24 protein-coding genes, 1 tRNA gene and 1 pseudogene are annotated in these 22,565 nt (G+C 53.9%); 13 read left to right on the forward strand and 13 right to left on the reverse strand.

The genetic code is table 11. The annotated features are described in order from the left end of the window. Positions 1-156: pseudogene (locus OSC10802_RS51315) on the forward strand (IS4 family transposase); the annotation flags it as partial. Between the two features lie 284 nt (positions 157-440). Here OSC10802_RS51315 and OSC10802_RS0128190 read toward each other — a convergent pair. The 4 genes from OSC10802_RS0128190 to OSC10802_RS0128195 all read right to left on the reverse strand — a co-directional run bounded on the left by OSC10802_RS0128190 (position 441) and on the right by OSC10802_RS0128195 (position 3,073). Further along, positions 441-974 carry a GGDEF domain-containing protein gene (locus OSC10802_RS0128190; RefSeq protein WP_017720128.1) on the reverse strand — a complete coding sequence of 178 codons (534 nt, stop codon included), beginning with the start codon at positions 972-974 and terminating at the stop codon, positions 441-443. 821 nt (positions 975-1,795) lie between these two features. Then, on the reverse strand, positions 1,796-1,966 hold the full coding sequence (locus OSC10802_RS54955; RefSeq protein ID WP_155968489.1) for a hypothetical protein: 171 nt from the start codon (positions 1,964-1,966) through the stop codon (positions 1,796-1,798). Between the two features lie 479 nt (positions 1,967-2,445). After that, entirely contained in the window at positions 2,446-2,619 is a 174-nt protein-coding gene (locus tag OSC10802_RS51325) for a hypothetical protein (RefSeq protein WP_155968491.1), read from the reverse strand. 256 nt (positions 2,620-2,875) lie between these two features. After that, positions 2,876-3,073 carry a hypothetical protein gene (locus OSC10802_RS0128195; RefSeq protein WP_155968494.1) on the reverse strand — a complete coding sequence of 66 codons (198 nt, stop codon included), beginning with the start codon at positions 3,071-3,073 and terminating at the stop codon, positions 2,876-2,878. Positions 3,074-3,202: 129 nt separating this feature from the next. Between OSC10802_RS0128195 and OSC10802_RS0128200 the strand changes: the two genes are divergently transcribed. The 11 genes from OSC10802_RS0128200 to OSC10802_RS0128250 all read left to right on the forward strand — a co-directional run bounded on the left by OSC10802_RS0128200 (position 3,203) and on the right by OSC10802_RS0128250 (position 11,424). Beyond that, positions 3,203-4,486 (forward strand): GNAT family N-acetyltransferase, encoded by a 1,284-nt coding sequence (locus OSC10802_RS0128200; protein WP_017720130.1) that lies wholly within the window; start codon positions 3,203-3,205, stop codon positions 4,484-4,486. 291 nt (positions 4,487-4,777) lie between these two features. Beyond that, complete coding sequence (ruvX, locus tag OSC10802_RS0128210) at positions 4,778-5,209, forward strand: Holliday junction resolvase RuvX (RefSeq protein ID WP_017720132.1); 432 nt, start codon at positions 4,778-4,780, stop codon at positions 5,207-5,209. 152 nt (positions 5,210-5,361) lie between these two features. Continuing rightward, entirely contained in the window at positions 5,362-5,946 is a 585-nt protein-coding gene (locus OSC10802_RS0128215; RefSeq protein WP_017720133.1) for a DUF3727 domain-containing protein, read from the forward strand. A gap of 103 nt (positions 5,947-6,049) precedes the next feature. Next, entirely contained in the window at positions 6,050-7,111 is a 1,062-nt protein-coding gene (gene mltG, locus OSC10802_RS0128220; protein WP_017720134.1) for an endolytic transglycosylase MltG, read from the forward strand. 37 nt (positions 7,112-7,148) lie between these two features. Further along, positions 7,149-7,673 (forward strand): YqeG family HAD IIIA-type phosphatase, encoded by a 525-nt coding sequence (locus OSC10802_RS0128225; protein WP_017720135.1) that lies wholly within the window; start codon positions 7,149-7,151, stop codon positions 7,671-7,673. 622 nt (positions 7,674-8,295) lie between these two features. Further along, positions 8,296-8,484 carry a photosystem II reaction center protein PsbZ gene (psbZ, locus tag OSC10802_RS0128230; protein ID WP_026098888.1) on the forward strand — a complete coding sequence of 63 codons (189 nt, stop codon included), beginning with the start codon at positions 8,296-8,298 and terminating at the stop codon, positions 8,482-8,484. A 123-nt stretch (positions 8,485-8,607) separates the two neighbouring features. Continuing rightward, positions 8,608-9,195 (forward strand): 6,7-dimethyl-8-ribityllumazine synthase, encoded by a 588-nt coding sequence (gene ribH, locus OSC10802_RS0128235; protein WP_017720137.1) that lies wholly within the window; start codon positions 8,608-8,610, stop codon positions 9,193-9,195. A 90-nt stretch (positions 9,196-9,285) separates the two neighbouring features. After that, positions 9,286-9,357: transfer RNA gene (locus OSC10802_RS0128240), tRNA-Gly, on the forward strand. Between the two features lie 165 nt (positions 9,358-9,522). Next, positions 9,523-9,666, forward strand: coding sequence for a hypothetical protein (locus OSC10802_RS51330; RefSeq protein WP_155968496.1), 144 nt, complete (start codon positions 9,523-9,525; stop codon positions 9,664-9,666). Between the two features lie 77 nt (positions 9,667-9,743). Further along, positions 9,744-10,151, forward strand: coding sequence for a hypothetical protein (locus tag OSC10802_RS0128245; protein ID WP_017720138.1), 408 nt, complete (start codon positions 9,744-9,746; stop codon positions 10,149-10,151). 4 nt (positions 10,152-10,155) lie between these two features. Beyond that, positions 10,156-11,424 (forward strand): glutamate-5-semialdehyde dehydrogenase, encoded by a 1,269-nt coding sequence (locus tag OSC10802_RS0128250; protein WP_026098889.1) that lies wholly within the window; start codon positions 10,156-10,158, stop codon positions 11,422-11,424. Positions 11,425-11,662: 238 nt separating this feature from the next. Here the strand turns inward: OSC10802_RS0128250 and OSC10802_RS0128255 are convergent, their stop codons facing one another. The 9 genes from OSC10802_RS0128255 to OSC10802_RS0128300 form a co-directional block, all read right to left on the reverse strand. After that, positions 11,663-12,388: a sulfite exporter TauE/SafE family protein gene (locus OSC10802_RS0128255; RefSeq protein WP_017720140.1), complete on the reverse strand. Its 726-nt coding sequence runs from the start codon at positions 12,386-12,388 to the stop codon at positions 11,663-11,665. 373 nt (positions 12,389-12,761) lie between these two features. Next, positions 12,762-13,919 carry an adenylate/guanylate cyclase domain-containing protein gene (locus OSC10802_RS0128260; RefSeq protein ID WP_155968498.1) on the reverse strand — a complete coding sequence of 386 codons (1,158 nt, stop codon included), beginning with the start codon at positions 13,917-13,919 and terminating at the stop codon, positions 12,762-12,764. Positions 13,920-14,284: 365 nt separating this feature from the next. After that, complete coding sequence (locus tag OSC10802_RS0128265; RefSeq protein ID WP_017720142.1) at positions 14,285-14,773, reverse strand: QcrA and Rieske domain-containing protein; 489 nt, start codon at positions 14,771-14,773, stop codon at positions 14,285-14,287. Positions 14,774-15,025: 252 nt separating this feature from the next. Continuing rightward, on the reverse strand, positions 15,026-15,736 hold the full coding sequence (locus OSC10802_RS0128270) for a rubrerythrin family protein (protein ID WP_017720143.1): 711 nt from the start codon (positions 15,734-15,736) through the stop codon (positions 15,026-15,028). Between the two features lie 193 nt (positions 15,737-15,929). Continuing rightward, complete coding sequence (locus OSC10802_RS0128275; RefSeq protein ID WP_017720144.1) at positions 15,930-16,217, reverse strand: hypothetical protein; 288 nt, start codon at positions 16,215-16,217, stop codon at positions 15,930-15,932. A gap of 151 nt (positions 16,218-16,368) precedes the next feature. Beyond that, positions 16,369-17,430 carry a calcium-binding protein gene (locus OSC10802_RS42180; RefSeq protein ID WP_017720145.1) on the reverse strand — a complete coding sequence of 354 codons (1,062 nt, stop codon included), beginning with the start codon at positions 17,428-17,430 and terminating at the stop codon, positions 16,369-16,371. Positions 17,431-17,774: 344 nt separating this feature from the next. Beyond that, positions 17,775-19,208, reverse strand: a complete 1,434-nt coding sequence (locus tag OSC10802_RS0128290) for a sensor histidine kinase (RefSeq protein WP_026098890.1) — start codon at positions 19,206-19,208, stop codon at positions 17,775-17,777. A 100-nt stretch (positions 19,209-19,308) separates the two neighbouring features. Next, the gene (locus OSC10802_RS0128295) at positions 19,309-19,992 is read right to left on the reverse strand and encodes a response regulator transcription factor (RefSeq protein WP_017720148.1); all 684 of its coding nucleotides are present in this window, start codon (positions 19,990-19,992) and stop codon (positions 19,309-19,311) included. Positions 19,993-20,227: 235 nt separating this feature from the next. Further along, the gene (locus OSC10802_RS0128300) at positions 20,228-21,079 is read right to left on the reverse strand and encodes an acyl-CoA desaturase (protein ID WP_017720149.1); all 852 of its coding nucleotides are present in this window, start codon (positions 21,077-21,079) and stop codon (positions 20,228-20,230) included. A gap of 79 nt (positions 21,080-21,158) precedes the next feature. On the opposite strand from OSC10802_RS0128300, the gene OSC10802_RS0128305 reads away from it, so the two are divergent. Continuing rightward, positions 21,159-22,391 carry a methionine gamma-lyase family protein gene (locus OSC10802_RS0128305; RefSeq protein ID WP_026098891.1) on the forward strand — a complete coding sequence of 411 codons (1,233 nt, stop codon included), beginning with the start codon at positions 21,159-21,161 and terminating at the stop codon, positions 22,389-22,391. Positions 22,392-22,565 lie beyond the last annotated feature (174 nt).

Raw genomic sequence — 22,565 nt, forward strand, 5'->3', positions numbered from 1 at the left:
ATTTATGTTTCGCTGATAGCTTACCTGATATTAAAGATAGTAGATATTCCTGAAGAATGGGGGACTACGCTACTAGATAAACTCCGCTATCTTCAATGTTGTATGTGTCAAGAAATCAGCTATGTCCACTGGATAGAACGACTTCTCTCTGGCTAAGCTTTTTTACTCAGGGCAGGATAAATGTAAGCTAAAATGTAAAGTTTTGTGACAGAATTCAACACTTGTGCTAGATCCCCCCTTTCCCCCTTCTTAAAAAAGGGCGGCGCAAGAGCATTTCCCCCCTTGTAGTGCCGGTGGCACAAAACCCCGCTCCGACTGGGGGGATCTCACCTGACTCTCCTGGAAACAGCAAAAACAGAGAACCAGTGCGAAAAGAGGTGTGAGGTGTTATCAAACGCCATCAATTGTTAGACCTCTAGCTGCTGATTGCTAGGGGCTGTCTAACCCCCGACTAAGGTAACACTGTTTCCGCCAAGCAGCTTTGCTTCCCTGTACATAGCGAGATCGGCAGCTTGCAGTAAAGAATCTAAAGTTGTCCCGTGCTGCGGATATAAAGCGACGGCACAAGAGACGGTTAGCGATACCTCCGCATAAGTAGGGGGCTGAGAGCCGGCAAGACGAACTAGACGGGATATTTTATGATTAAACAGCTCAACCTCTACTCTTTTCCTAATTTGTTCAGCGAATTCAGCGGCGGCCTGCAAATTCACTCCCATCAGCATAGCGAACTCATCTCCTCCTATCCGAAACACTTCGTAATTCGCAGACTCACAAGCAATGATTTTGGAGATTTTATGGAGAAACTTGTCTGCTTCAAAAGGCCCGTATTGTTGATTGGCCCAGGCTAAGCCATCAATGTCGATGAAAAGCAAGCTGATTTGAATATCGGATGGGCCGGCTAGTTTTAAAAACTCTTCATTGAGAGCGGGTTTGAGCCGCAGTCCAGTTATCAAATCCCGTTTTGGAAAATTCATTGGTCGTTCGCTCCTAAAATCTTAGCCGCAAAGGCATTTAGCTCTTGACGGCGCGATAAATATTAGGCTTTTAACCTGCTTTTTCGCTGTAGGGGGCAGAGCCTCCAGATTGCTTTACCAGCTCAATCTGAGAGCGCTCTAATAGATAGTTTATTGCAAATTAAATGCGCCATAGCTTACCGCCTCATCTCGGACGGGGGAATGTTTCAGGGGAGAGCTGGCCACATGTGGGAAAGAAAGTGCCGTGTGAGGTGAGGCGGGGACGAGAGCAAAGGCACCACCTATGGTATATACCAGTTCTAAATGATTTGCGCAACCGCATAGGGCCCAGAACCCCGGTTTCTTAAAGAAACCGGGGTTCTGAAATTTCCAGGAAGGTTATTGACGCGCTATTTTTCAGAAAAAAGGGCAGCGCACCGGCACCCAGCAAGAAAAAACCGGGGCATTAGCTCCCCGGCGATAGCAAGTAATTAGGAGTAAGAAACCAAACAGAGACAACTTAATCGGCCAGGAGCGGATAGGGTTGAAGAGATTATTTAGCTACTGGCTAGCGGGGATTTTAAAACCTTTTGATGAAACCAAGGGGATGAGAAACTCGGCGGTTTCCCTGTGTTCGTCGAATTCAGACTTTTCGCGGCGGTGCTGGGCAGCAGGGAAAGGCAGTGGCGGCGACGGCGGAGAAGATTTGGGTGAGGGGGATTGCGGTGTCCATTGAATGCGCTCTGAACTCTATGGTTTAACTCTATGAGTTTCTGGAAGCGCGAGGTTGTGCCGGTGGTGCGCTATTTAAACTGGCTGTGTTTGTCGCCACTCCCACCCCATCACAGCGCCGGTTCTGCCGTTTGCCCTTGCGGACAGTTGAGCAAGTGGCACTCGTAACGCCTTTTTCTGCCTCCAATCCGCTGCCGGCACGCCAGCACTCCGGCGAGAGCCAGGGATACAGCGTTCGGTCCTGGCGCGGCGCAGAGGGAGCGGAAAATTTCGCTTAGCACCCTTCACGACGCTGAAGAAATAGAGCGTTTCTCGTATTAGTGCGGCACGGAGAAACCCGGTTTCTGAAAGAAACCGGGTTTCAAAGGCCATAGTTCAGCCAACGGAGAAACGCTATCGTTGCCAGGAGAGAGGAAAAAATAGGACGACCGGCACAACTCCACGCACCGGCAAAAAAAATTCTATCGGGCTGACTTCTCTGATTAGCCCCACGAGCGCAAGGGCGAAAGGAAAGCCCGAAACGTGAATTTCCAAGAGTCTGCTGGCGCTCTCCGTGAGGGGGGACTGGATTCAACCGTGGGAGCCGCTTAGATCCTTATTCGGTCAATTGCCCGCTATTAATGTTTGCAACCGCTGCCGCCTTGTTCTTCCTTTTTGGCGTCCCTTCACGGGGGCGGTTCAGGATTAGCACCCGACGACATCAACTCGCCAACAGTCTTGTTCAAATCGCCTGTATCCTAGCAAAAATGCAACGCCCCACCTAACTCGACACACCGGCATAAATCCTCAAGCGCAACCCTCTCCCCACCGGCTCGAAGGAACGTGGCCACTGCCGGCTCCCCAGCCGGCGGCAAGTGTGCCGGTGCCGGCATCCGGCGGAGCATAAAACCGGCACCTTGAGGGCAGCACCTGTGATATTTATTGATCCCGGCACATTGCTGTGAGAGGCATGCAGGGTGCGAGAATAGTGTCAAGCCTCGTAGGAAGATCTACGCACTTGTCGGGGGGGGATCGCCCAACTGCTGGACAGAGCCGGAGCCTGCAAGCAGCAAGCCCGCCATCACCGGACGCTCGCCCCCGATCGCCCCCGTTTAGTGTCCCGCGATCCCCCACATCCCTCTCAGGTCGTAAAACACAAGCAACAGCGGGATTATTTGGCGAAATTGCTTCCGCGATCAGCGTAAAAGCAGTTAAGATATTGACAGCACTTCCCGGTGGATTGAGTGCAGCAAGTATCGGCTCGCTCGTGCCGGCAGTGCTTGGTAACTTGCCGAATGCTGGCAAAAGCAGGCCAGAGCGCTGACCGACTGAGTGCAGCGTGCCGGTGAGCGGTTTCGGACACTGGCACCGGTGCCAGTTCCCGGTGCCCAAGGCCCAGCAAAACTCAAAGGTTTTCCGATACCCAGCCAAACGGCACCTAAAAACCGGAAGAACTGTCAACCCTAAACGGAGGGTGGCGATTGCCCTCACCGCAAAGCGTCTCGCTTGCGCGGAAGTTTCCTCGCCGCATTCGCACAATGACTCCAGGAACCTCGCAAAGCCCGAATACAGCGATCCGCCCCGTCCAGTACCGCGATCTGGAAGTGCTAGAAAAACACTTCGCCTCGGCGTTTGAGGGGGAGGCGCACAGTCGCTCGACAGAGACTTGCGGGCACTTGTCGCAAGTGCGCCGCTGGTATTGGCCGATAAAGCTGCTCAGCCTGTTTCCCAACCCCTACCAGCACCTGTTCACCACTCACGTCGCAGAGCAGGACGGCAAAATTCGCGGCGCGATCCAGATATCCCCATTTAACCGCACGCGCAGCACATGGCGGGTGGGGCGAGTGGCGGTAGATCCAGCCGCCTCTAGCCTGGGAGTAGGCTCCGGGCTGCTGCGCCACTGCTTGGAAGTGATCTGGGAGGCTCGCACTTGGCTGCTGGAAGTCAATGTTAGTGACAAAATGGCCCTAGCCCTGTACCGGCAAAATGGGTTTCAGCCCTTGGCGCAGATGACCTACTGGGACCTCCCCCCCGAGCTGCTGCATTCCCAGGCAGAGCGGGAGCCGGATTTGCCCAACCTGCAGCCGGTCAGCAATGCCGACGCCCAGCTGCTCTGCCAGCTGGACTCAGCAGCCATGCCGCCGCTACTGCGCCAAGTGTTCGACCGGCACATCCAGGACTTTCAAACCAGTCTGCTCAGCGCCCTGATCGAAGGCTTCAAGCAGTGGCTCACCGGCACGGAAGCCGTCAGCGGCTATGTGTTTGAGCCGCAGCGAAAAGCCGCGATCGGCTATTTTCAACTGCAGCTGTGCAAGAACGGCTCCTTCCCTCACAGCGCCCAGTTAACCGTCCACCCAGCGTACACCTGGCTTTACCCAGAGCTGCTGTCGCAGATGGCCAGAATAGCCGGCGATTTCCCGCCCCAGTCGTTGCAGCTGGCGTCTGCAGACTACCAGCCAGAGCGGGAAGAGTATTTGGAGCAAATCGGAGCCTCCAGGATTTCTCACACCCTGCTGATGTCTCGTTCCGTCTGGCACAAACTGCGGGAGTCGAGGCTAGCCCCACTGGAAGTCCTGCAGCTGTCCGAGGTGCTCTCTGGCTTCCAGCCAGTTCGCAAGCCCGTTCCGGGGCGCATGTCCTGGAGCGGTCCGGCGCACAGTCAGTGTCAGGCTCAGAGTCAGGCTCAGACAAAGCACAGTGCCGGCAGCCCGGGCTTCTCAAGCCCAGCCAGCCCTCAGCCAGAAAGCCCCCAGCCCCTTGAAGGGTCAGACTCCAAACTGGCGGAAATCCCAGCCCCTGAGGGCAAACGCCATTACAATTGATGGAGTTTGGCCCGAGAGTGGAGCGGGAGAGGGACGGCATTTCGCGCCAGCTTTTGCCCCCACTTCCGCACCCCATCCCCGAAGCGCGGCTGCTGCTCACGCACATCTTGGGTATGTGACGGCAGCTTGCCCCTCACCCCCCCTGCCCCCCTCTCCCCTTCTGGGAGAGGGGGGAGAAAGAGGTTCTTCCAACTTCATGGAATGGCTGTGAGTTTTAGGGAATCGGGGAGTGGGGAGAAGGGGCTCGGCTGGGAGATAAATTGATTGATTTACTGTGCTTGAGGTCGAACTGTGGGCAGAATTTCAGCGCTGGGATTGGATGTGGGCAGCAAGCGCATCGGGGTGGCGGGCTGTGATGGCACCGGCTTGATTGCCACCGGCCTGGGCACCATCGAGCGCACCTCGTTTGAGAGGACGGTGGCCCAGCTGCAAAAACTGGTGGGAGATCGAGAAGTGCGGGTTCTCGTCGTCGGTTTGCCCTATTCTATGAATGGCACGCTGGGCTCCCAGGCAAAAGCGGTGCGGAAATTTGCCACAGCGCTGGGCAATGCCCTACAGCTGCCGGTGGAATATGTCGATGAGCGGCTGACCTCGTTTCAAGCCGAACAGCTGCTCATGGCCTCGAATATCTCCCCCTCCCGCAACAAGAGCCTGGTTGACCGCTTTGCGGCGGCGCTGATTTTGCAGCAGTGGCTCGACGGGCGGCGGCAAGCTCGCGAGTGAGGCGTGAGGCTGTGATATTCTGGTGAGTGCTTCCCGCAGGCGCGACAAAAGTCCAAAAAAACCGTGACCGGCGCTCTCCGTGGGTATAGCTTTCCGCATTGAAGTATCTCCAGCGCTCCTGGAAACTGCCCCTGACTTGTACTCCTATCGCTATGCACTCATCGAAATCCCCGAAAGAGAATGGGCGTCCGCCCTCAGAAACCGTCACCCTGACAGATGAAACCGGGCGCTCTCTCCTCTGTTCCATCGAGCACTCTTTGGAGTTAGAGGGTCAGGAATACGTTTTACTGCTGCCCGTTGACTCGCCGGTGGAAATATTTGCTTGGCAGGGTGAGGGGGAGGAAGAAGAAGCTATCCCGGTTGAAGATGAGGCCGAAATTGACAAGATATTCTCTACCGCCAAAGCGGTTCTCGAAGAGCAGAACCTCACCCTCAAGCGCTCCGCCATCACCCTGACGGTGGAGGGAGAATTGCCAGAATTGGCCGAAGAGGATTTCGAGGAAGATGAAAACTCGGAGGATCGCGATTACGAGGAGCTGCAGTGGCTGGTGAGCTTCTACCAGGAAGAGCAGGAGTACGCCATTTACACGCCTCTCGAGCCTTTCTTCATCTTGGCTCGCATGAATCCATCGGGACAGCCGCAATTGCTCTCGCCCGAAGAGTTGAAGAAATTAGAGCCAGTCCTGCCAGAATTAGAGGCCATGATTGAAAGCCAGCTCTTCGATGAACTTGACTAGGAAAGGCAGTTTAGATTGAAGATTTGAGATTTGAGATCTACCCTGGCCCATTCACTCTCAAATTTAAAATCTAAAATCTAAATGGTTGTTTAGGTAACAGAACATGAAAGTTGTCCAACGCATTGCCACCTGGTCGCTGCTGGTTCTGGTGGCGGGTCTGGGAATTGGCGCTTGGCAGGGCAAGCTCTGGTGGCAGCGGGTCAGTGCCCCAGTCAGTGAGGGCGCGCAGGCACTGCCTGTTAGCTTCCGCATCGAACCGGGAACGCCGGCCCTGCAGATTGGCCAAAAGCTGGAGTCGGCGGGCCTGATTCGCTCGGAGATGGCTTGGCGGCTGTGGACGCGCTGGCTGCTGCTGCAAAACAGCAGCACTGAGTTTAAAGCCGGCACTTATAAGCTGTCGCCGGCCCAGTCCCTCGAGGAAATCGCCACCCAAATTTTGACCAACAAGGTGGTGACCGTCAGCTTCACGATTCCGGAGGGGTGGTCGATGGCGCAGATGGCTGCTTACTTTGAGTCGGAAGGGTTTTTCCCCGCCGCTGACTTTCTCGCAGCCACAAAACAGATCCCTAAAGACCTGTACCCGTGGCTGCCCGATGGCTTGCCCCACCTGGAAGGCTTTTTATACCCCGACACCTACGAGCTGATCGGGGATGACATCACCCCAACTGCCGTCATCCGGCAGATGCTCAACCGATTTCAGGAACTGGCCCTCCCGCTCTATCAAAACAGCCCGAAAAAGAGCGAGTTCAACCTCCGCGACTGGGTGACCCTCTCTAGTATTGTGGAAAAAGAGGCGGTCGTCCCCGCCGAAGCTCCGACAATAGCCGGAGTGTTTACCCGGAGATTGGAGTTGGGAATGACCCTCGGTTCCGATCCTACGGTTGAATACGGCTTAGGAGTCACCCAGACTCCGGATAAACCATTAACTTACGCCCAGGTAGGGACGCCTTCGCCCTACAACACCTATCTCAATCCGGGGTTGCCTCCGACGCCGATCGCCAGTCCAGGAGTGGGAAGTTTAAAAGCAACCCTTTCTCCGGATAAAACAGAATACCTTTATTTCGTGGCGCGGTATGATGGCACTCACGTCTTCAGCCGCACTCTAGCGGAACACGAAGCAGCTCAAGCGCGAATTCACAACGAGCGGGATGCTAAAGGAAACTGAAATTAAAATTTTGCAATTGTAAAGCAAGCAATTTGGGATGACTTGGGGCAAACTATTACAGCCTGACTTAGTTCTGGGAGGCTCAATTCTGAGCCTCACACCGGCCATTTTGCAGGAATATCAGCTCAAGGGGCTGGTGCTGGACGTGGATGAAACCTTGGTGCCGCTGCGGGTGAACTCTGCGTCTGCAGAACTGCGCGACTGGGTGGAGGAAATTAGACCGCTGGCAGCGCTGTGGTTGGTCAGCAACAACCTCAGCCTTCCTCGGATTAGCGGCATCGCCGAGTCTTTAAACTTGCCTTATATCCTGGGAGCTGCCAAACCTTCCAGACGGAAATTAAGGCAGGCAGTAGACGCCATGAACCTGCCGGTGGGGGAAGTGGCAATGGTGGGGGACCGGCTGTTCACCGACGTCCTCGCCGGCAACCGCCTCGGCATGTTCACCATTCTCGTAGAGCCGGTTGTCGATGCCAGTGTTGCGGTGCGGCGGTATGGGTGGCGCTCCTTTGAGGTTTGGGTTTCGCAAGCCCTCGGTGCTACCCTCACCCCCCCGAAGCAATAAAACTTTACAGTTCGCGAACTGTCCTCAAGGAGCGCACTGTATGGAAAAAGCACGCTCGCACGCTCGCATTGCTGATTTCTCGCGCAGGGGCTTTGCGCCGTGCGCTTTGAGCGCAAGTGCAAATCTTCCCCATGCCTCATGCGCGTGAGCCCCAGGCCCCATACCCCATGCTCCAAAGGGGTTAGGGGTTAGGGAGTAGGGGGTAGGTTTCAGAAGGGAAGTGAGAATTGACCCCATGCCCGATTGCCGGTCGCCTATGGCCCGATTGCCGGTCGCCTATGGCCCAAGGCTCGGGGCCCCATCGCCCACTGCCCGATATTAGGGGTTAGGGGTTAGGGGTTAGGGGTTAGGGGTTAGGGGTTAGGGGTTAGGGGTTAGGGGTTAGGGGTTAGGGGTTAGGAGAGAAGTTGATCATTAGCCCAATGCCCGATTCCCAATGCGTTATGCGGGCGTGCGCCATGCGGGCGTGCGCGTGAGGCCGACTCTAAACCTGTCCTGCCAGAGACACTGCTGCTATGGCGTCATTTTTTGGTAGCGTAAGACTCAAGGCTGATTCTGGAGTATCCTGAGTCAGGCGGAATCTTTGCTGTCCAGTCCACCGCTCGTGTTGGGAGAAAAGAAAATGACTATCATATTTCAAATTGCGCTCGCCGCTCTCGTCCTGCTGTCCTTCGTGATGGTGATTGGCGTCCCCGTCGCCTATGCCACACCCCAGAACTGGGATCAGTCCAAACCCCTGCTGTTTCTCGGTTCCGGCATCTGGTTCGCTCTCGTCATTCTCGTGGGCATCTTGAACTACTTGGTGGTCTAGGGGGTGTCATTGGTCATTTGTCATTGGCTCATCGCTAATGGCTAATGGCTAATGGCTCCTCCTCACTTCTCCCCCCCCATGAGTTACAAGTTGGAAATTACCAATAAACAATAAAAGTCTCAGATGGCAGTTTTCGAGGGAACGTTCACTCAAACCGGCACGTTGCGGATGGCAATCGTCATCGGTCGGTTCAACGACCTGATCGCCAACAAGCTTCTGGAAGGCTGTCAGGATTGCCTGAAGCGCCACGGCGTAGACACCGACCCGCACGGGACGCAGGTGGATTACGCTTGGGTGCCGGGAAGTTTTGAAGTCGCCCTGGTGGCCCGGCAGCTGGCCCTCAGCGGTCGCTACGATGCGGTGATTTGCCTGGGTGCGGTGATCCGTGGCCAAACGCCCCACTTCGACTATGTGGCGGCAGAAGTGGCCAAGGGAATTGCGGCGGCGGGATTCCAAACCGGCGTGCCGGTGATATTCGGCATCATCACCGCAGACACCATGCAGCAAGCCCTAGAGCGAGCCGGCATCAAGAGCAACCTCGGCTGGAACTACGCGATGAGCGCCCTGGAGATGGCCAGTTTGATGCGCCTTCTCAAGGGCAGCGCCGCCGCAGAACTGTACGCCGCCGGTGCCGGTGCCCCCCAGAGCCTGCCCGCCACCCTGAAAAATGCCCGGCCAGAAGGGGCCGCCGAGCCCCTGGAACAGCCCTAAAAGTGGCCCAAAAAATTTTTCAAAAAATTTTTTGGAAAACCCTTGACAAACTCTCAAAAGTCTGACACACTAGAAATTGTTGGAAGGCGAGCGGGTCTAGCTCAGTGGTAGAGCGTCACCTTGCCAAGGTGAATGTCGCGCGTTCGAATCGCGTGACCCGCTTTGAGGGAAGTATATGTAAGAAAGGTCTGGGGCAGAAACGCTCCAGACTTTTCTCATATTGGGCACTGGGCACTGAGCACTGGGCACTGGGCATTTTGGATTTTGGATTTTGGATTTTGGATTGATTGTTGTGTTGAATGCGCCATGCGCCATGCCCCATGCCCTATGCCCCATGCGGAAGCAGATCCCTCGGAAGACAGGTACACGCCCTCAGTGGGGAGTGCTAAAATTTGCACAGTGGCCAAGATATCAGGAGTGTTTTGGCTGCGCTCCGCCGAACGCCAGTCTGCGGTTGACGGACATTGTTAAAAGATTAAGGGAAAAACATCGTTCCCGATACAGTTTAGATAAGCTCAGATAGTATAGTTTTGGCTGTACACTCACTTGTGCAATCTCAAAAATCCCAGAAGATTGACTTAAATGCTGAGTACCCGTGCCCCTGCCGGCGTCGCGGGAAGCTGGTTCCTATTGCCCTGACAGAAGCGTTTGGCTGCAATCGGTGCCAGCAGATATTTGTTGTCGAAGAAAACGGGCACAAAATCGAGCAACTCTCGACGACTTATCCTTACAGACAAGCTTGGCGATGGACGGGCCACCAGTGGAATAAAGCCTATTCTGGGATAAGAGACAGTTACTTGCCCTTGGCCCTGGGAATTCTCCTAGTGCTGCTGATTGTATGGCTTCCCTTAGCGCTGCGCTCGCCAGTGGGAGCCAATATAATTCCCTGGGCGATGGTAGCAGTTCTGCTGGCCGTGCTGCCAGCGCTGATGGTGTGGCTGGCTTACAGGCGTTAGCTCCATGACAACCGACTCCTTGAACCCAATACCGGCTCCCCTTGCTGCCGCTCGCCGCGCCTATCAGGCATCCTTGGAATTGGCCACCGTAAACGGGGCGGACCGTTCGAGAACCTTGCAAGCAATGGCAAAAGCGCTAAAGCGCGACGCCAACGACATCCTGGAAGCAAACACCCTCGATTTAGAAGCCTCTCGGGAAATGGCGGTGCCGGAGCTGATTCTGGAATGGCTGAAGCTGACACCCGAAAGGCTCCAGACAGCAATCCAAATTCTACAGCGCCTGTCGGAGTTAGGCGATCCGCTGCGGAGGGTGCTCACCGCACCCTACCAGATCGAACACTCCCAGATTTACTGCCAGCTGATGCCCCTGGGCGCGATCGCCTTGGTGTACGAGGCATTTCCGGATTTGGGCGCAATCGCAGCCGGTTTGTGCGTGAAAACCGGCAATACCTTGATTCTCAAAGGCGGGAGTGAAGCCAGCCACTCCAACGATTTGATTGTCCAGTCCTTGCAGTCGGCGCTCCAGCAAACCGGCCTGCCGGTGGCGTGCCTGCAGCTGCTCCCCTGCGAGCAGGGAGCCTCCATCCGGGATTTAGTCACCCTAGATCAGTACATAAACCTAGTCATTCCCTATGGCCGGCCCAGTCTGGTGCAGCAGGTGGTGCGGCAAGCCACCGCGCCGGTGTTAAAGTCGGCGATGGGCAACTGTTACCTCTACTGGTCCCCCACCGGCAGCTTGGATGTGGCTCGCTGGGTGATTGCAGACAGCCACCAGAGCGAGCCAGATCCAGTCAACGCCATTGAGAAAGTGCTGATTCACCGAGATCAAAAGCCCTCTTCCCTGACAATGCTGTGGAACAGCCTTAAGGAAAAGGGCTTTGAAATCAGGGGAGACGCCCAGCTCGTGGCGGATTTCCCGCAGTTAAAGCCGGCAGACCCATCCGAGTGGAACCAAGCGTATTTAACCAAAACAGTAGCGTTTAAAGTCGTCGAGAGTCTGGATGCCGGCATTGCTTGGATTAACCGGTACAGTAGCGGCCATGCCGATTGCATTGTCACAGAATCCTATCAGGAAAGCCGCCAGTTTGCCTTGGAAATCAATAGCGCTTCTACCTATATAAATGCCTCCCCCCGCTTTTATCGGCAGCCAAAGCAAGGAGACGCAATTTTTATGGGAATGTCGAACCAAAAAGGGCATCGCCGGGGATTGATTGGTTTGGAAAACCTGACAACGCTCAAGCACATCGTTCAGGGAAATGGAAAATTTGGATAAGTTTAATGGCATGGGGCATAGCGCATAGCGTATGGGGCATTTAACACAACAATCAATCCCAAATCCCAAATCCCAAATCTTTGCATCGAAAATGCGATGATGCCCAATGCGATGATGCCCAATGCGCTGATATAGCAATAAATAGTAAGTTTAGGACATGAGCGTCATTTGCTATATAAGGCGTGGGACAGGCGTTCCCTCCGATCCCACTGTGTGAACCTAAGTGGCTACAGCTATATTAGTGATGGTGTTCGTGGGGCATTTGAGGGCTGTGAGACTCACCCGGCGGCGCTGCAGGGTGCAGGCGCATCAGGAGTTCCTGTTGGGGGGGTGGCGCAGCCCAACCCAAACGGTGCATTCCCATCCAAACAGTCAGACCTCCCAGCACAGCCATCAGCCCAGCCATATAGCGTTCCAGGCGAGGAATTTTCAGGCGCTGAATCAGCAACCCAAAGCCCACCATCGCCGGCATAGTGCCGAGGCCAAAAATAAACATGCCGGTGGTGGCAACCGGCACCGGTTGGGTAATCGCCAGCGATAGGGCAATTGCCGTCAAACCGCAAGGAATAAAGCCCAGAAAAACGCCCAGGGGATAGGTGCGATACCAGCGATTGCTGTCAAATAAACGCCCGACACTCTTTTGATACCACCGCCAGTTCTGCACCGGCAAAAGCCGCACCGGCAGCAGGTGCAGCTGTCCTAAAGCTAAGTATAGCATCAGCACACCAGCCAGAATCAGGATAGCGGCTCGCAATCCCAGCAAATCTTGCAAAACCTGACCGAAACTACTGGCGAGAAATCCCATGAAAGCGTAAGTGGTAGAGCGCCCCAAACCGTACAGCACATGAGAGTGCCAGCTGTTACTTTGAGGGCGCGTATAGGCCATCACAAACGGCCCGCACATGCCGGCGCAGTGACCGCTGCCCAGAAAACCCAGGACTAAAAATAAGTACAAACTCGGCATTTACAACACCCCAATCCAAGATCGGACTACTGATTGACTCTGATGGATTAACAAAACACACCCAGACGCGGCTATCCGCGCCTGAGTTATAGCAGTAGCCAGTTAGGTTAGGACATTAGACTTTGAGGGTATGAGGGCAGGCGAGACGCCGGCCCTACGTCTATACTTCCTAGGAAAGGCGTTGCCTCAGTACGCGCCCGCACGGAACGGCCTGTCAAGCGTGTCCTAAACAAACTGTCTGTTGCTACATCATAGATTATCACCTGAACTTTTGGGAGACTGATAAATTACAGATTTTCTTTAGATGGCCCTGTTAAGAAAAGTCAGCAAGCGATGGGGGAGCTGTCTGGGTGCAGGCGGTATAAAATAGAATTTAAGAGGGAAGGAGTCGCCAAGCGACGATCGCCTCAGTCTTGCCCTTGGCTAAAATGGGTTTGCAGGGTTCAACTGCTAACTGTCTGCCCACAGCTTGATAGAGGGCATCGGACACAGTAATTTCTCCTGCCGGTGTGGCGCTTTCCAGTCTCTTGGCGGTGTTGACCACATCCCCAATAACGGTGTAAGTCCGGACCCCCTCACTGCCAAAAAGCCCTTCTACGACACTGCCACAGTGCACCGCACATCCAGCCCCTATATTATAGGGAGTAAGGGTTTGCAGTGCGGCGTTGCGCATGTCGCGGGCGGCGGCAACGCCTTGCTGGGGCGTGGCATAAATTGCCATAACTTCATCAGCGGTAAATGTTATTCTAAGAGGCAGGTGCTGGGCTGCTGCCGGTTCGACACTGCGGTAATACTTATTGAGAACTGCGGCAACCGTGTCTGGTTTTGTCCGCTCGCACCAAGCCGTGAAGCCGCGAATGTCCATAAATATAATTGTGCGATCGCACTTGTGAAATGCCAGCGCTTCCGGATTGTGAACTGCAGCCGCAACAGCATGACTTCCCATCCCCCACTCCGCCATATTGCGCAGAACTGTTGCGGTTTCTTGTAGCTGCTGTCTCTGTTCGGTTATCTGTAGCGACTGCAAGCCCAAAAGCAGACCGACCAACACCATACTCCAAAGCAAAAACCAGTGCTCGTCACTCAACTTAAACTTGAGTATTTGTTGGAGAGGAGACATTGCCCGGTCGGTGAATCCAATTACTATATAAAAAGCTACCACCATCAGAGTCCGCGCCAAGCTTTCGAGGGGAATAATCCAGCACTTAGCACCTGTAGCCCAATGAAATCGCAGTCCCTGTAAAGTGGCAATAATTAAGGAAAATAACCAAAAGACAAGGTGAGTGGGGTTTTGGAAAAACTCCAGCCCGTCTACAGGCAAATCGAGTGCCGTGTAGACAGTCACGCCGGTGAGGTTGCCCCAAAAACGGTGAGCGCTGGGGCGTGACAGGTCCCAAGCTTGCACGAGCATTGCTAGCGCCAGCAAATATTCGGTTGGGTCTGTGATGAAAGCTGGCCAACCCACTAAGATTAAATCTGACAGGCTCTTCAGAATTAAAAAATGAGCGCTGTTGCTTAATAGCTCATCCATAAAGGCACTGGTACGAGTGCCGTGCAGTCTCGTATCCAGTACATTCTTCGAGGTTGGCTGAGATTTAAACACTTGGCTTTGGCGATTTCATTGAGAAGACTGTGGCATTTTTGGGCTTTCTTGAGGGGCAAACATCTGGCCCGACGCTGGAAAAACGACAGGCGATGCTTCCCACAAAAGATTATAGCGTTTCTCAGTTAGATCAACTATGGCCCAGAAACCCGGTTTCTTAAAGAAACCGGGTTTCTCCGTACCTCGCACCCTGTTAAAAAAAGGAAAAGGTATGCGCTCTGCCCTTTTCCTTTTTATTGTCTGCCTCAGCTGTCACCCTCTTGTCCTGACTCCTCGCGCTCCTCGCAGTTGCGCTAGCTGTTTGGATGGCTGAGACTATTTTGTTGGACTTGAGAAGTCCTTCGCGCCTTCTCTCTCACAAGGACTGAACCCCCTTCTATTTTAGTGTCATAGGTTTCTAGGGGGAGTTTAGCCGGACCTTGCAGCACTTTGCCATCAGCGGCAAACTTAGCGTCGTGACAGGGACAAAGAAAGTTTTTTTGACCGGCTTTCCATTCCACTGTACAGCCATCGTGGGTGCAGCGGGGATTGACAGCAGAGAGACTGCTGGGATTCGCTGGGTTGCGGACGACTAAAACCGAATCTGCGGTCAGTTTACCCGTTTTATCCAGTTCAGCTACAGTGCCCACACGGCGAAACCCATCGCCTTGGGCTACGGGCGCAGCATTTGCCACCTCAGCAAGTAACTTTTTAGTGTTGGAAGAAGTGGCGGCGAGCGCCACCGGCAAATAGCTGGCGAAGGAACCAACACCCATCCAAGCGAGAAAATTACGGCGATTCATACAAACCTCACATCAATAATTTTACAGGTCAAGTTTTTCCAGGGCACTTCCTAGGGATTGCAGCCGGCGATATCATGTCTGGCAGCACCTTTGTTGTTGGCGATGTGGGGCGGGTTTATTAATATTCTGATCTGTGCCATAAATATCTTGGCTGAACCCGCCCTACCAGGGTAGGTATACAAAATCTATACATGCGGACAAGGGATTGTGCCACCTGAGAACGGAATATCCTTCCCGGCACCCCCAGCTCTTTCAAACGACTTCCAAAAACAGATTTTTGTCATTGCCGCATTCGGGGCAGTTTTGCAAGGTAGTTGTTGTGTAACCGCACTCAGGACAGACATAGAAGACCATCTTAGCTTCTTTCCAGTCTTCCAGGTTATCCTTAGCCTGAGTGTAGAGTTTAGCGTGTTCCGCCTCGGCTTCTTCGGCATATTCAAACGTCTCGACAGCCTCTTTGTTGCCTTCTTTGTTAGCTTGCTCGATGAATTGCGGGTACATGGTGGTGCGCTCGTAAGACTCGCCTTGAATAGCAGCTTCCAAGTTCTCACGAGTGGATTTCACCGCCGGCGTTTCCAGTGTGGCTTCGGGTTTAGCGCCCATCTTGCGAATGATCGCGGCGTGATTGGAAGCGTGAATGGCTTCAGCGATTGCGGCAGCTTTGAAGAGACTCGCAACTTGCATATAGCCTTCTTCTTTTGCTTTTTTAGCAAACGCTAAATAGCGGGCGTGGGCATTTGATTCTCCATTATACGCCGCTTGGAGATTTTTCAGCGTCACTGAATCTTTATTAGAAACTAGCTGTGCCGGTTGCTGACTCACCTGCTGTTCTTGCGGTTCGACAACCGCCGCCGGTGGTTGCTGCTGTGCGCAAGCAACCAGGGTGAATGCGCCCAGTGCAGTTAAGTATACTGTGGCTGCAGTTGTGTGAGCGATGTTGCGGATGTTTAGGGAACGATTCATACTTTTAATCCCTGAATTAAATCTTTGTTAGGTGTTAGGTTTTAGCTATCTTCTCTCGCCGGCGCGGGAGGGGAAAGTTAGTCGGGCCATCAAATAAGCCCTATCGTGAGGGTCTGGGAAACCGGGAACTTTAAGAAACCTGGTTTTTTGGTATGGGTGGCTTTGCAGGTCCCACCGGCACTCATAGTTTCATTTATTCTGGCTTAGGGCGCTTGGGGCGAAATATCCCCGTCATACTCAGCCCAGTGACGGCCAATCCTACAAGCCCCACGCCATTCAGAAGCACATAGACCGGCTTGAGCTGGGAGCCCAGAAATTCGCCCTGGTGAATTACCATAAAAATTTCCGCTACATCTGGCGACATGCCAAACCAACTTTTTCCAAGCCGGTAGGCGATGCCTGTAATCGCAGTGATAAACAGGGGCAGGAAAAGAATGGGAGCAATTTGGCGGTGAAGTTTGCGAAAGTTAACTTTGGGCATTTGTGAGAGCCTCAAACGGAATAAATCTTTAGCTTGGATATGGGTTACAGGGGAGTCCAAACTCAGGTAAAAAAGGTCAAATCGAGCTTAAATAGTGGCACGTTGAGGGGTATACCTGTAGCTGCAAAAAATCAAGATATCGAAACCTAAATTAGAGCAATGTAAAGTCAGCGCTGGTGATGGCAGAAACGTTAATACCGTTCAGGATTGCTAAGAACTCGCCGGTGCTGGCAATTTGGATAATGGTGTCGCCGGCATGGGTGCCGGTTCCTTGAGCAATCCCCAGCTGAGCGAATGTTAAACCATTCGCGAGGCCAATTTTGTCAGCGCCATCCTGGAAGTCGATGATGATGTCGGCAAGTTCTAGGGTATTGCCGCCGGTGCCGCTGGCGATTACGAAAATATCATTACCTGCGTTGCCAATCAGGGTATCGGCACCCAAGTCTCCATAGAGGACATCATCACCTGTCTCACCAGTCAGGACGTCAGCATCTTTCCCACCTCGGAGTGTGTCGTTGCCATTGCTGCCGTAAACTGAATCGCGACCCATATTGCCATTGACGAAATCATCCCCATCGCCACCGATGCCGGTATCGTCATCTTTGCCGCAAAAAATGCGGTCGTTACCTTCGCCGCCGTCTGTCGTGTCTTTGCCTTGGTTGCCGTACAAGTCATCGTTGCCTAAATTGCCATGAATATAGTCATCCCCATCCCCACCGGTGCCGGTATCGTCACCATCGTCGCCATAAATGTGGTCGTTGCCTTCGTTGCCTTCTATCCTGTCTTTGCCCCGGTTGCCGTACAAGTCATCATTGCCGAGCCCGCCATTTAAAGAGTCATCCCCATCGCCACCGCTGCCGGTATCGTCATCATCGCCGCCATAAATGTGGTCGTTGCCTTCGTTGCCTTCTATGTTGTCTTTGCCCCGGTTGCCGTACAAGTCATCGTTGCCTAAATGGCCATTCAGATGCTCATCACTGTCATTGCCTTCTAAGTGGTCATTGCTGTCGTTTCCCTCCATATCTTTGGCAGTGCTAGCGCTGTACAAGCTGTTACTGCCGGTTTGACCGCGCCCGCTGTCATCGCCATTATATCCCTGGATGACGCCAGCGCTATTCAGCAGTAACTTGTCATCATTTATCGAGCTATCTTCTATGAGATCGTCAGCGCCTTCCGCGTCGGAGGACAGGTGTAATTCATTGCTGTCAGACATTTTTTGACTCCTTGAACTGCATGTCAGGTAGAGCTCCACAAAGGCTGGATTTGAGCCAGCACTATGCCGTCAGTGCTGATGGCTGAAAGCGCTCTACTCTCTAAGTTAGAGCCAGAAAGTAAAGAACTCGGAAAGAAACTGGAAATTGCTAAAAAACTTTTGGATTACATATTCAATGCCGTCTTTCCTCGCTCCCAGCCTCAGGCTGGGAGCGCCTGCCGGGAGGCGGAGCCTCTCCAACCCGCGCAGATTAAATGCAAGATAGCTCCCACATCTCACTCAGCCGGTCGATCGAATTTTGACCTTGTGCGGGTTGAACCTGTCCCATCTTCCTGTGTGGCCATCTAGACTGCCGGCAGGCGCACCCGAAAGCAGGTGCCGGCACCCACCTGGCTAGTGACGGTGATTTCTCCTCCATGCCGGCGAGCGATGGCCAGGGCGATGGCCAATCCCAGCCCCGAACCCCCCTCTCGCCGGCTTCGCGCCTTATCCGCTCTCCAGAAGCGATCGAAAACCCGCCTCACATCCTCGGGAGCAATGCCGATACCAGTATCCTCAACACTAACGGTGACACCTCGGTCAAATTTAGTCATGGAAAGGGTTACAGTTCCCTTGGCGTTCGTATATTGCAAGGCATTTTCCAGCAGATTAGAAAACAAACGCCTCAGCTGACCGGCATCTCCCTTAACAAACACACCAACTGCCAAATCCGACTTGAGAGTAATTCCCTTTTCTTCTGCTTGCAGTTCCAAAAAATCCAGCAAATCCTCTAACAGTTCGTCTAAAGGTACAGACACCCAGTCAACAGCCGTAGCCGACCGGCTTCCATCGGTGCGAGCCAGGAGGAGCAAATCTTCCACTAAAAAAGCCATTTGGTTAGTGGCAGAAGCGATATCCTCAACCTTTTTCACATCCGCAGAATGAATCCGCTCTGGATGACTTTGCATCACCTCAACCGAAGTCTTAATCGCTGTCAGGGGACTGCGCAACTCGTGGGAAGCATCCGCCGTAAACTGTTTGAGCTGCTCAAAACTTTGCTCAATTGGTTTGATAGCTTGCCTGGTCAGCCACATGCCGCCAACAGCCGTGAGGGCAGAAGCAACTGCGCCTCCTAAAATCAATCCCCACTGGAGTTTGCCCAAAACAGCTTCCACGGTTTCTGCCGACTCACTGATGCGGACATAGCCTTCTAGCTCTCCCTGTTTTTCCTGCGAGTCGTACTCGTAAACCGGCAGGGTGAGGGTGCGAATCAGTCCCTGCTGGAAAGTTTTGCCAGACAAGGCGCTTGTTCGTACCAGTTCCCAGGTGGGGAAGAGTGTGCCTTCTTTTGCCAACAGCTGCCCCTTTTCGCTAAACCACTCCATGCCTTGATGGGGTTGGCGCAGATTTTGCCAGGGTATGTCTAAATCTCCATCCCCATCGAGGCGGGGCATAAGTTTTTTGTGTTCTGCTGGGGGTTTGTCAGCGTTTTCATATTTATCCTCTTTATCCTCTTTATCCTCTTCATGCTCTTCATGCTCTTCATGCTCTTCATGCTCTTCACGCTCTTCACGCCGCTCGTGGGAGCCATCTTTAATCACTTCCAAACTGTGAGCGGCTGCATCAGCCAAAGTCATCAAGTGGTTATCCAGCTGCTGATAGAGACTGTGAGCGAAAAACTCGTAACCAGCTCCCGCAGACGCGCCCAGAATCGCCACCATCACGCCCGAGTATGACAGCAGCAGACGCCACTGCAAGGCGCAAAACGCTGGATTAGACGTTTTGTTTGAGCGTCGCACATTAATAGCATGAACCCCTCTCCCTAGCCCCCTCCCCGCTCGCAGGGAGGGGGTTGGAAGTGGGGTTACTAGGATTTTGCAAATAGTTTTAATCATCGACCTAGTGTGCAACCCCTTGTTTGAGCCGATACCCCAAGCCATAAACAGTTTCTATGTAATCTGCCGGTGCGCCCGCTGCTTTCAGCTTCAGTCGCAAACCCCGCAGGTGAACCTTGACCGTTTCTTCTCCCGGCGGGTCGTCAAAAGACCAGAGATTATCCAGTATAACACTCCGGCTAAGCACGCGACCGTTGCTGCGCAGGAACAATTCCAGTAAACCATATTCCTTGGGGGTGAGGTGCAGCAACTGACCGGCATAAGTCACCTCACAGGTGCTGGGGTCAAGGCGCAGACTCCCCCATTCTAGCACCGGCGGCAATATGGAACTCCCCCGCCGCAGCAGGGCGCGGATGCGAGCTAGCAATTCCTTGAGGTCAAAAGGTTTAACGACATAATCATCCGCACCGGCATCCAACCCCATGACTTTATCGGTGCTGGTATCTCTAGCCGTTAGCATCAAAACTGGCATAGCATATCCCTTTTGCCGCAACCGCTGGCAAAGCCTAATGCCATCCAGCTTTGGCAGCATAATATCTAGCAAAACCAAGTCGTAGGGAAAAGCTTCTGCCAATTCCCACCCCTGCAGACCATCTGTGGCGATATCCGCCACATAGTGTTGGTCGGTGAGGGCTTCTGCTAGCGCTCTGCTAATGCGCTCGTCATCTTCTACTACTAGAATTCTCATGGTTGGCGTCTGAGTGGATTGATGTCAGGGGCACAGGCGGGACGCCTGTGCTACGCCGGACGCCCGTATGGTAATAGGGGCACAGGCGGGACGCCTGTGCTACGCCGAACGCCCGCAGGGCTGCGTCCGGCCTGTCCCAGCCTCTGGCCACCGGCTGCCTGCAGCCCAAAAACAAAGAGGGCGGGCAATCCCGCGCAAAGGAAAGCCCGCCCCACAAAAAAGCCGATTCCAATCGCTACTTCTCAGCCTCAGCCAATTTGACCTTAGTAGCCAAACCCAGGGCTTGCAGCAGCTGAATCGTCATCCAAGTCAAATCAATCTCCCACCACTTCAAGCCGTGGCGAGCCGAATATTGAAAAGCGTGGTGATTGTTGTGCCAGCCTTCCCCATAAGTCACCAAAGCCACCCACCAGCAATTGGTAGAGCGATCCTCAGACTCATAGGTGCGGTAGCCAAATTTGTGAGTGGCGCTATTCACAAACCAAGTGCAGTGAAACACCGCAACCAGGCGCACAAAAATGCCCCAAATCACAAACGACCAGCCAAGTCCGGGCGAGAGAGCTTCTCCTGCGAAGTACAGCCCAACGCCTAGGGCAACCTGAATCGGGAAAAAATACTTGTTAAAAAACTGATAAACCGCGTCATCACCAATGTCTTTGGTGAAGCGAGAGATTTCCCGATCGGCAGGGATGTGATACAGCCAGCAGCCCATGTGACTCCACCAAAAGCCGTCATGGGAATCGTGCGGGTCGCCCTTTTTATCGGAATACAAGTGGTGCATGCGGTGCAGCCCCACCCAGTCAATCACGCCGCCCTGGCAAGTGAGCGAACCGCAGAACACCAGAAAATACTCCAGCCACTTGGGCGTCTGGAAACTCCGGTGGGTCACCAGCCGGTGGAACCCCAGAGTGATCCCCAACCCACCAGTGACCCAGTGGAGAAACACCGCAAGGCCCACTGCCGCCCAGCTAAAGGTGCCTGGAACAAACGCCAAAAGAGCCAGGGCGTGGACGGCTACCATGAAAATGATGACGGGCCACTTGGGGCGAAGGGGCGTCTGTACTTGGTCTGAAGATGCAATTGTCATGAAAATATATCGTCCGAACGATTTAACCCAATCTGCGCCATAATTAACTCCGCGCACCTTTATGGCGAGCGAGGGATTAATGGATAGCTTTCAACAGCTGCAAGAGGCAGAACAGGCACTATTGCCCATTTTTTACCAAATTGACGCTTTGGTCAAGCGAAATCTCCAGCGAGTGCTGGAGGCATTTCGCCGGCACCGGGTCGGAGCCCACCACTTTGCCGGTGTCACCGGCTACGGTCACGATGACTTGGGGCGTCAAACCCTCGACCTGGTGTTTGCCGAGGTGATGGGTGCCGAGGCGGCGGCGGTGAGAGTGCAGTTTGTCTCCGGAACTCATGCTATTGCCTGCGCCCTGTTTGGCACCCTCCGTCCCGGAGATGAAATGCTGGCAGTTGCCGGTGCTCCCTACGACACATTAGAAGAAGTTATTGGACTGCGCGGGCAAGGTCAGGGCTCTTTAATAGATTTTGGCATTCGCTACCGGCAGCTTGATCTCACCGAGGACGGCACCGTGGACTGGCACAAGCTCTCTCACTCTATCACGGAACGCACCCGTTTAGTTCTCATTCAGCGCTCTTGTGGCTATTCCTGGCGTCAGAGTCTGTCTATAGCAGATATTGAGAGAATTGTCAAGCTGGTTAAGCAGCAAAATCCCCACACAGTCTGCTTTGTAGATAATTGCTATGGAGAGTTTATCGAAGATCGGGAGCCACCGGCTGCCGGTGCGGATTTGATTGCCGGCTCTCTGATTAAAAATCCGGGCGGGACGATCGTCACCGCCGGCGGCTACGTTGCCGGCAGATCCGACTTGGTGGAAGCCGCAACCTGCCGGCTGACCGCCCCGGGAATCGGCAGCAGCGGCGGCGCAACCTTTGACCAGAACCGGCTGCTGTTTCAAGGACTGTTCCTAGCGCCGCAAATGGTGGGCGAGGCCATGAAGAGCAATCACCTGACCGGCTACCTGTTCGACAAGCTGGGATATCCGGTGAATCCGCCGCCAATGGCACCGCGACGGGACGTGATTCAGGCCATTGAGCTCGGCGATCCGAAAAAGCTGATTGCTTTTTGCCGGTCAATTCAGCAGCACTCGCCGGTGGGGTCGTATTTAGACCCCGTGCCCGCTCCCATGCCCGGTTACGAGAGCGACCTCGTGATGGCCGGTGGCACCTTTATTGACGGCAGCACCTCCGAGTTTTCCGCAGATGGCCCGCTGCGCCCGCCTTACACCGTCTTCTGTCAGGGCGGAACCCACTGGACTCACGCAGCTATCGCCCTCGCTGCGGCAATCGTTGCCGTCGGGCCGGCCCACTAGCACAGGGGGGACATCCCTATCAGTAAATTCCACAGCTCAGCCCCCTTTTTTTATAAAGTTTTTGTAAAGATAGAGCCTGAGAGGGAAAACCCTGCGTAGAAACCCGCACTCACCGGCAGGCTCCTTCACAGGTTCTTCACATTTAGAGGGTATTTTTAGATTCAGTGCTCTTGA

Source organism: Kamptonema formosum PCC 10802 (assembly GCF_000332335.1).
GTDB lineage: Bacteria > Cyanobacteriota > Cyanobacteriia > Cyanobacteriales > Oscillatoriaceae > Oscillatoria.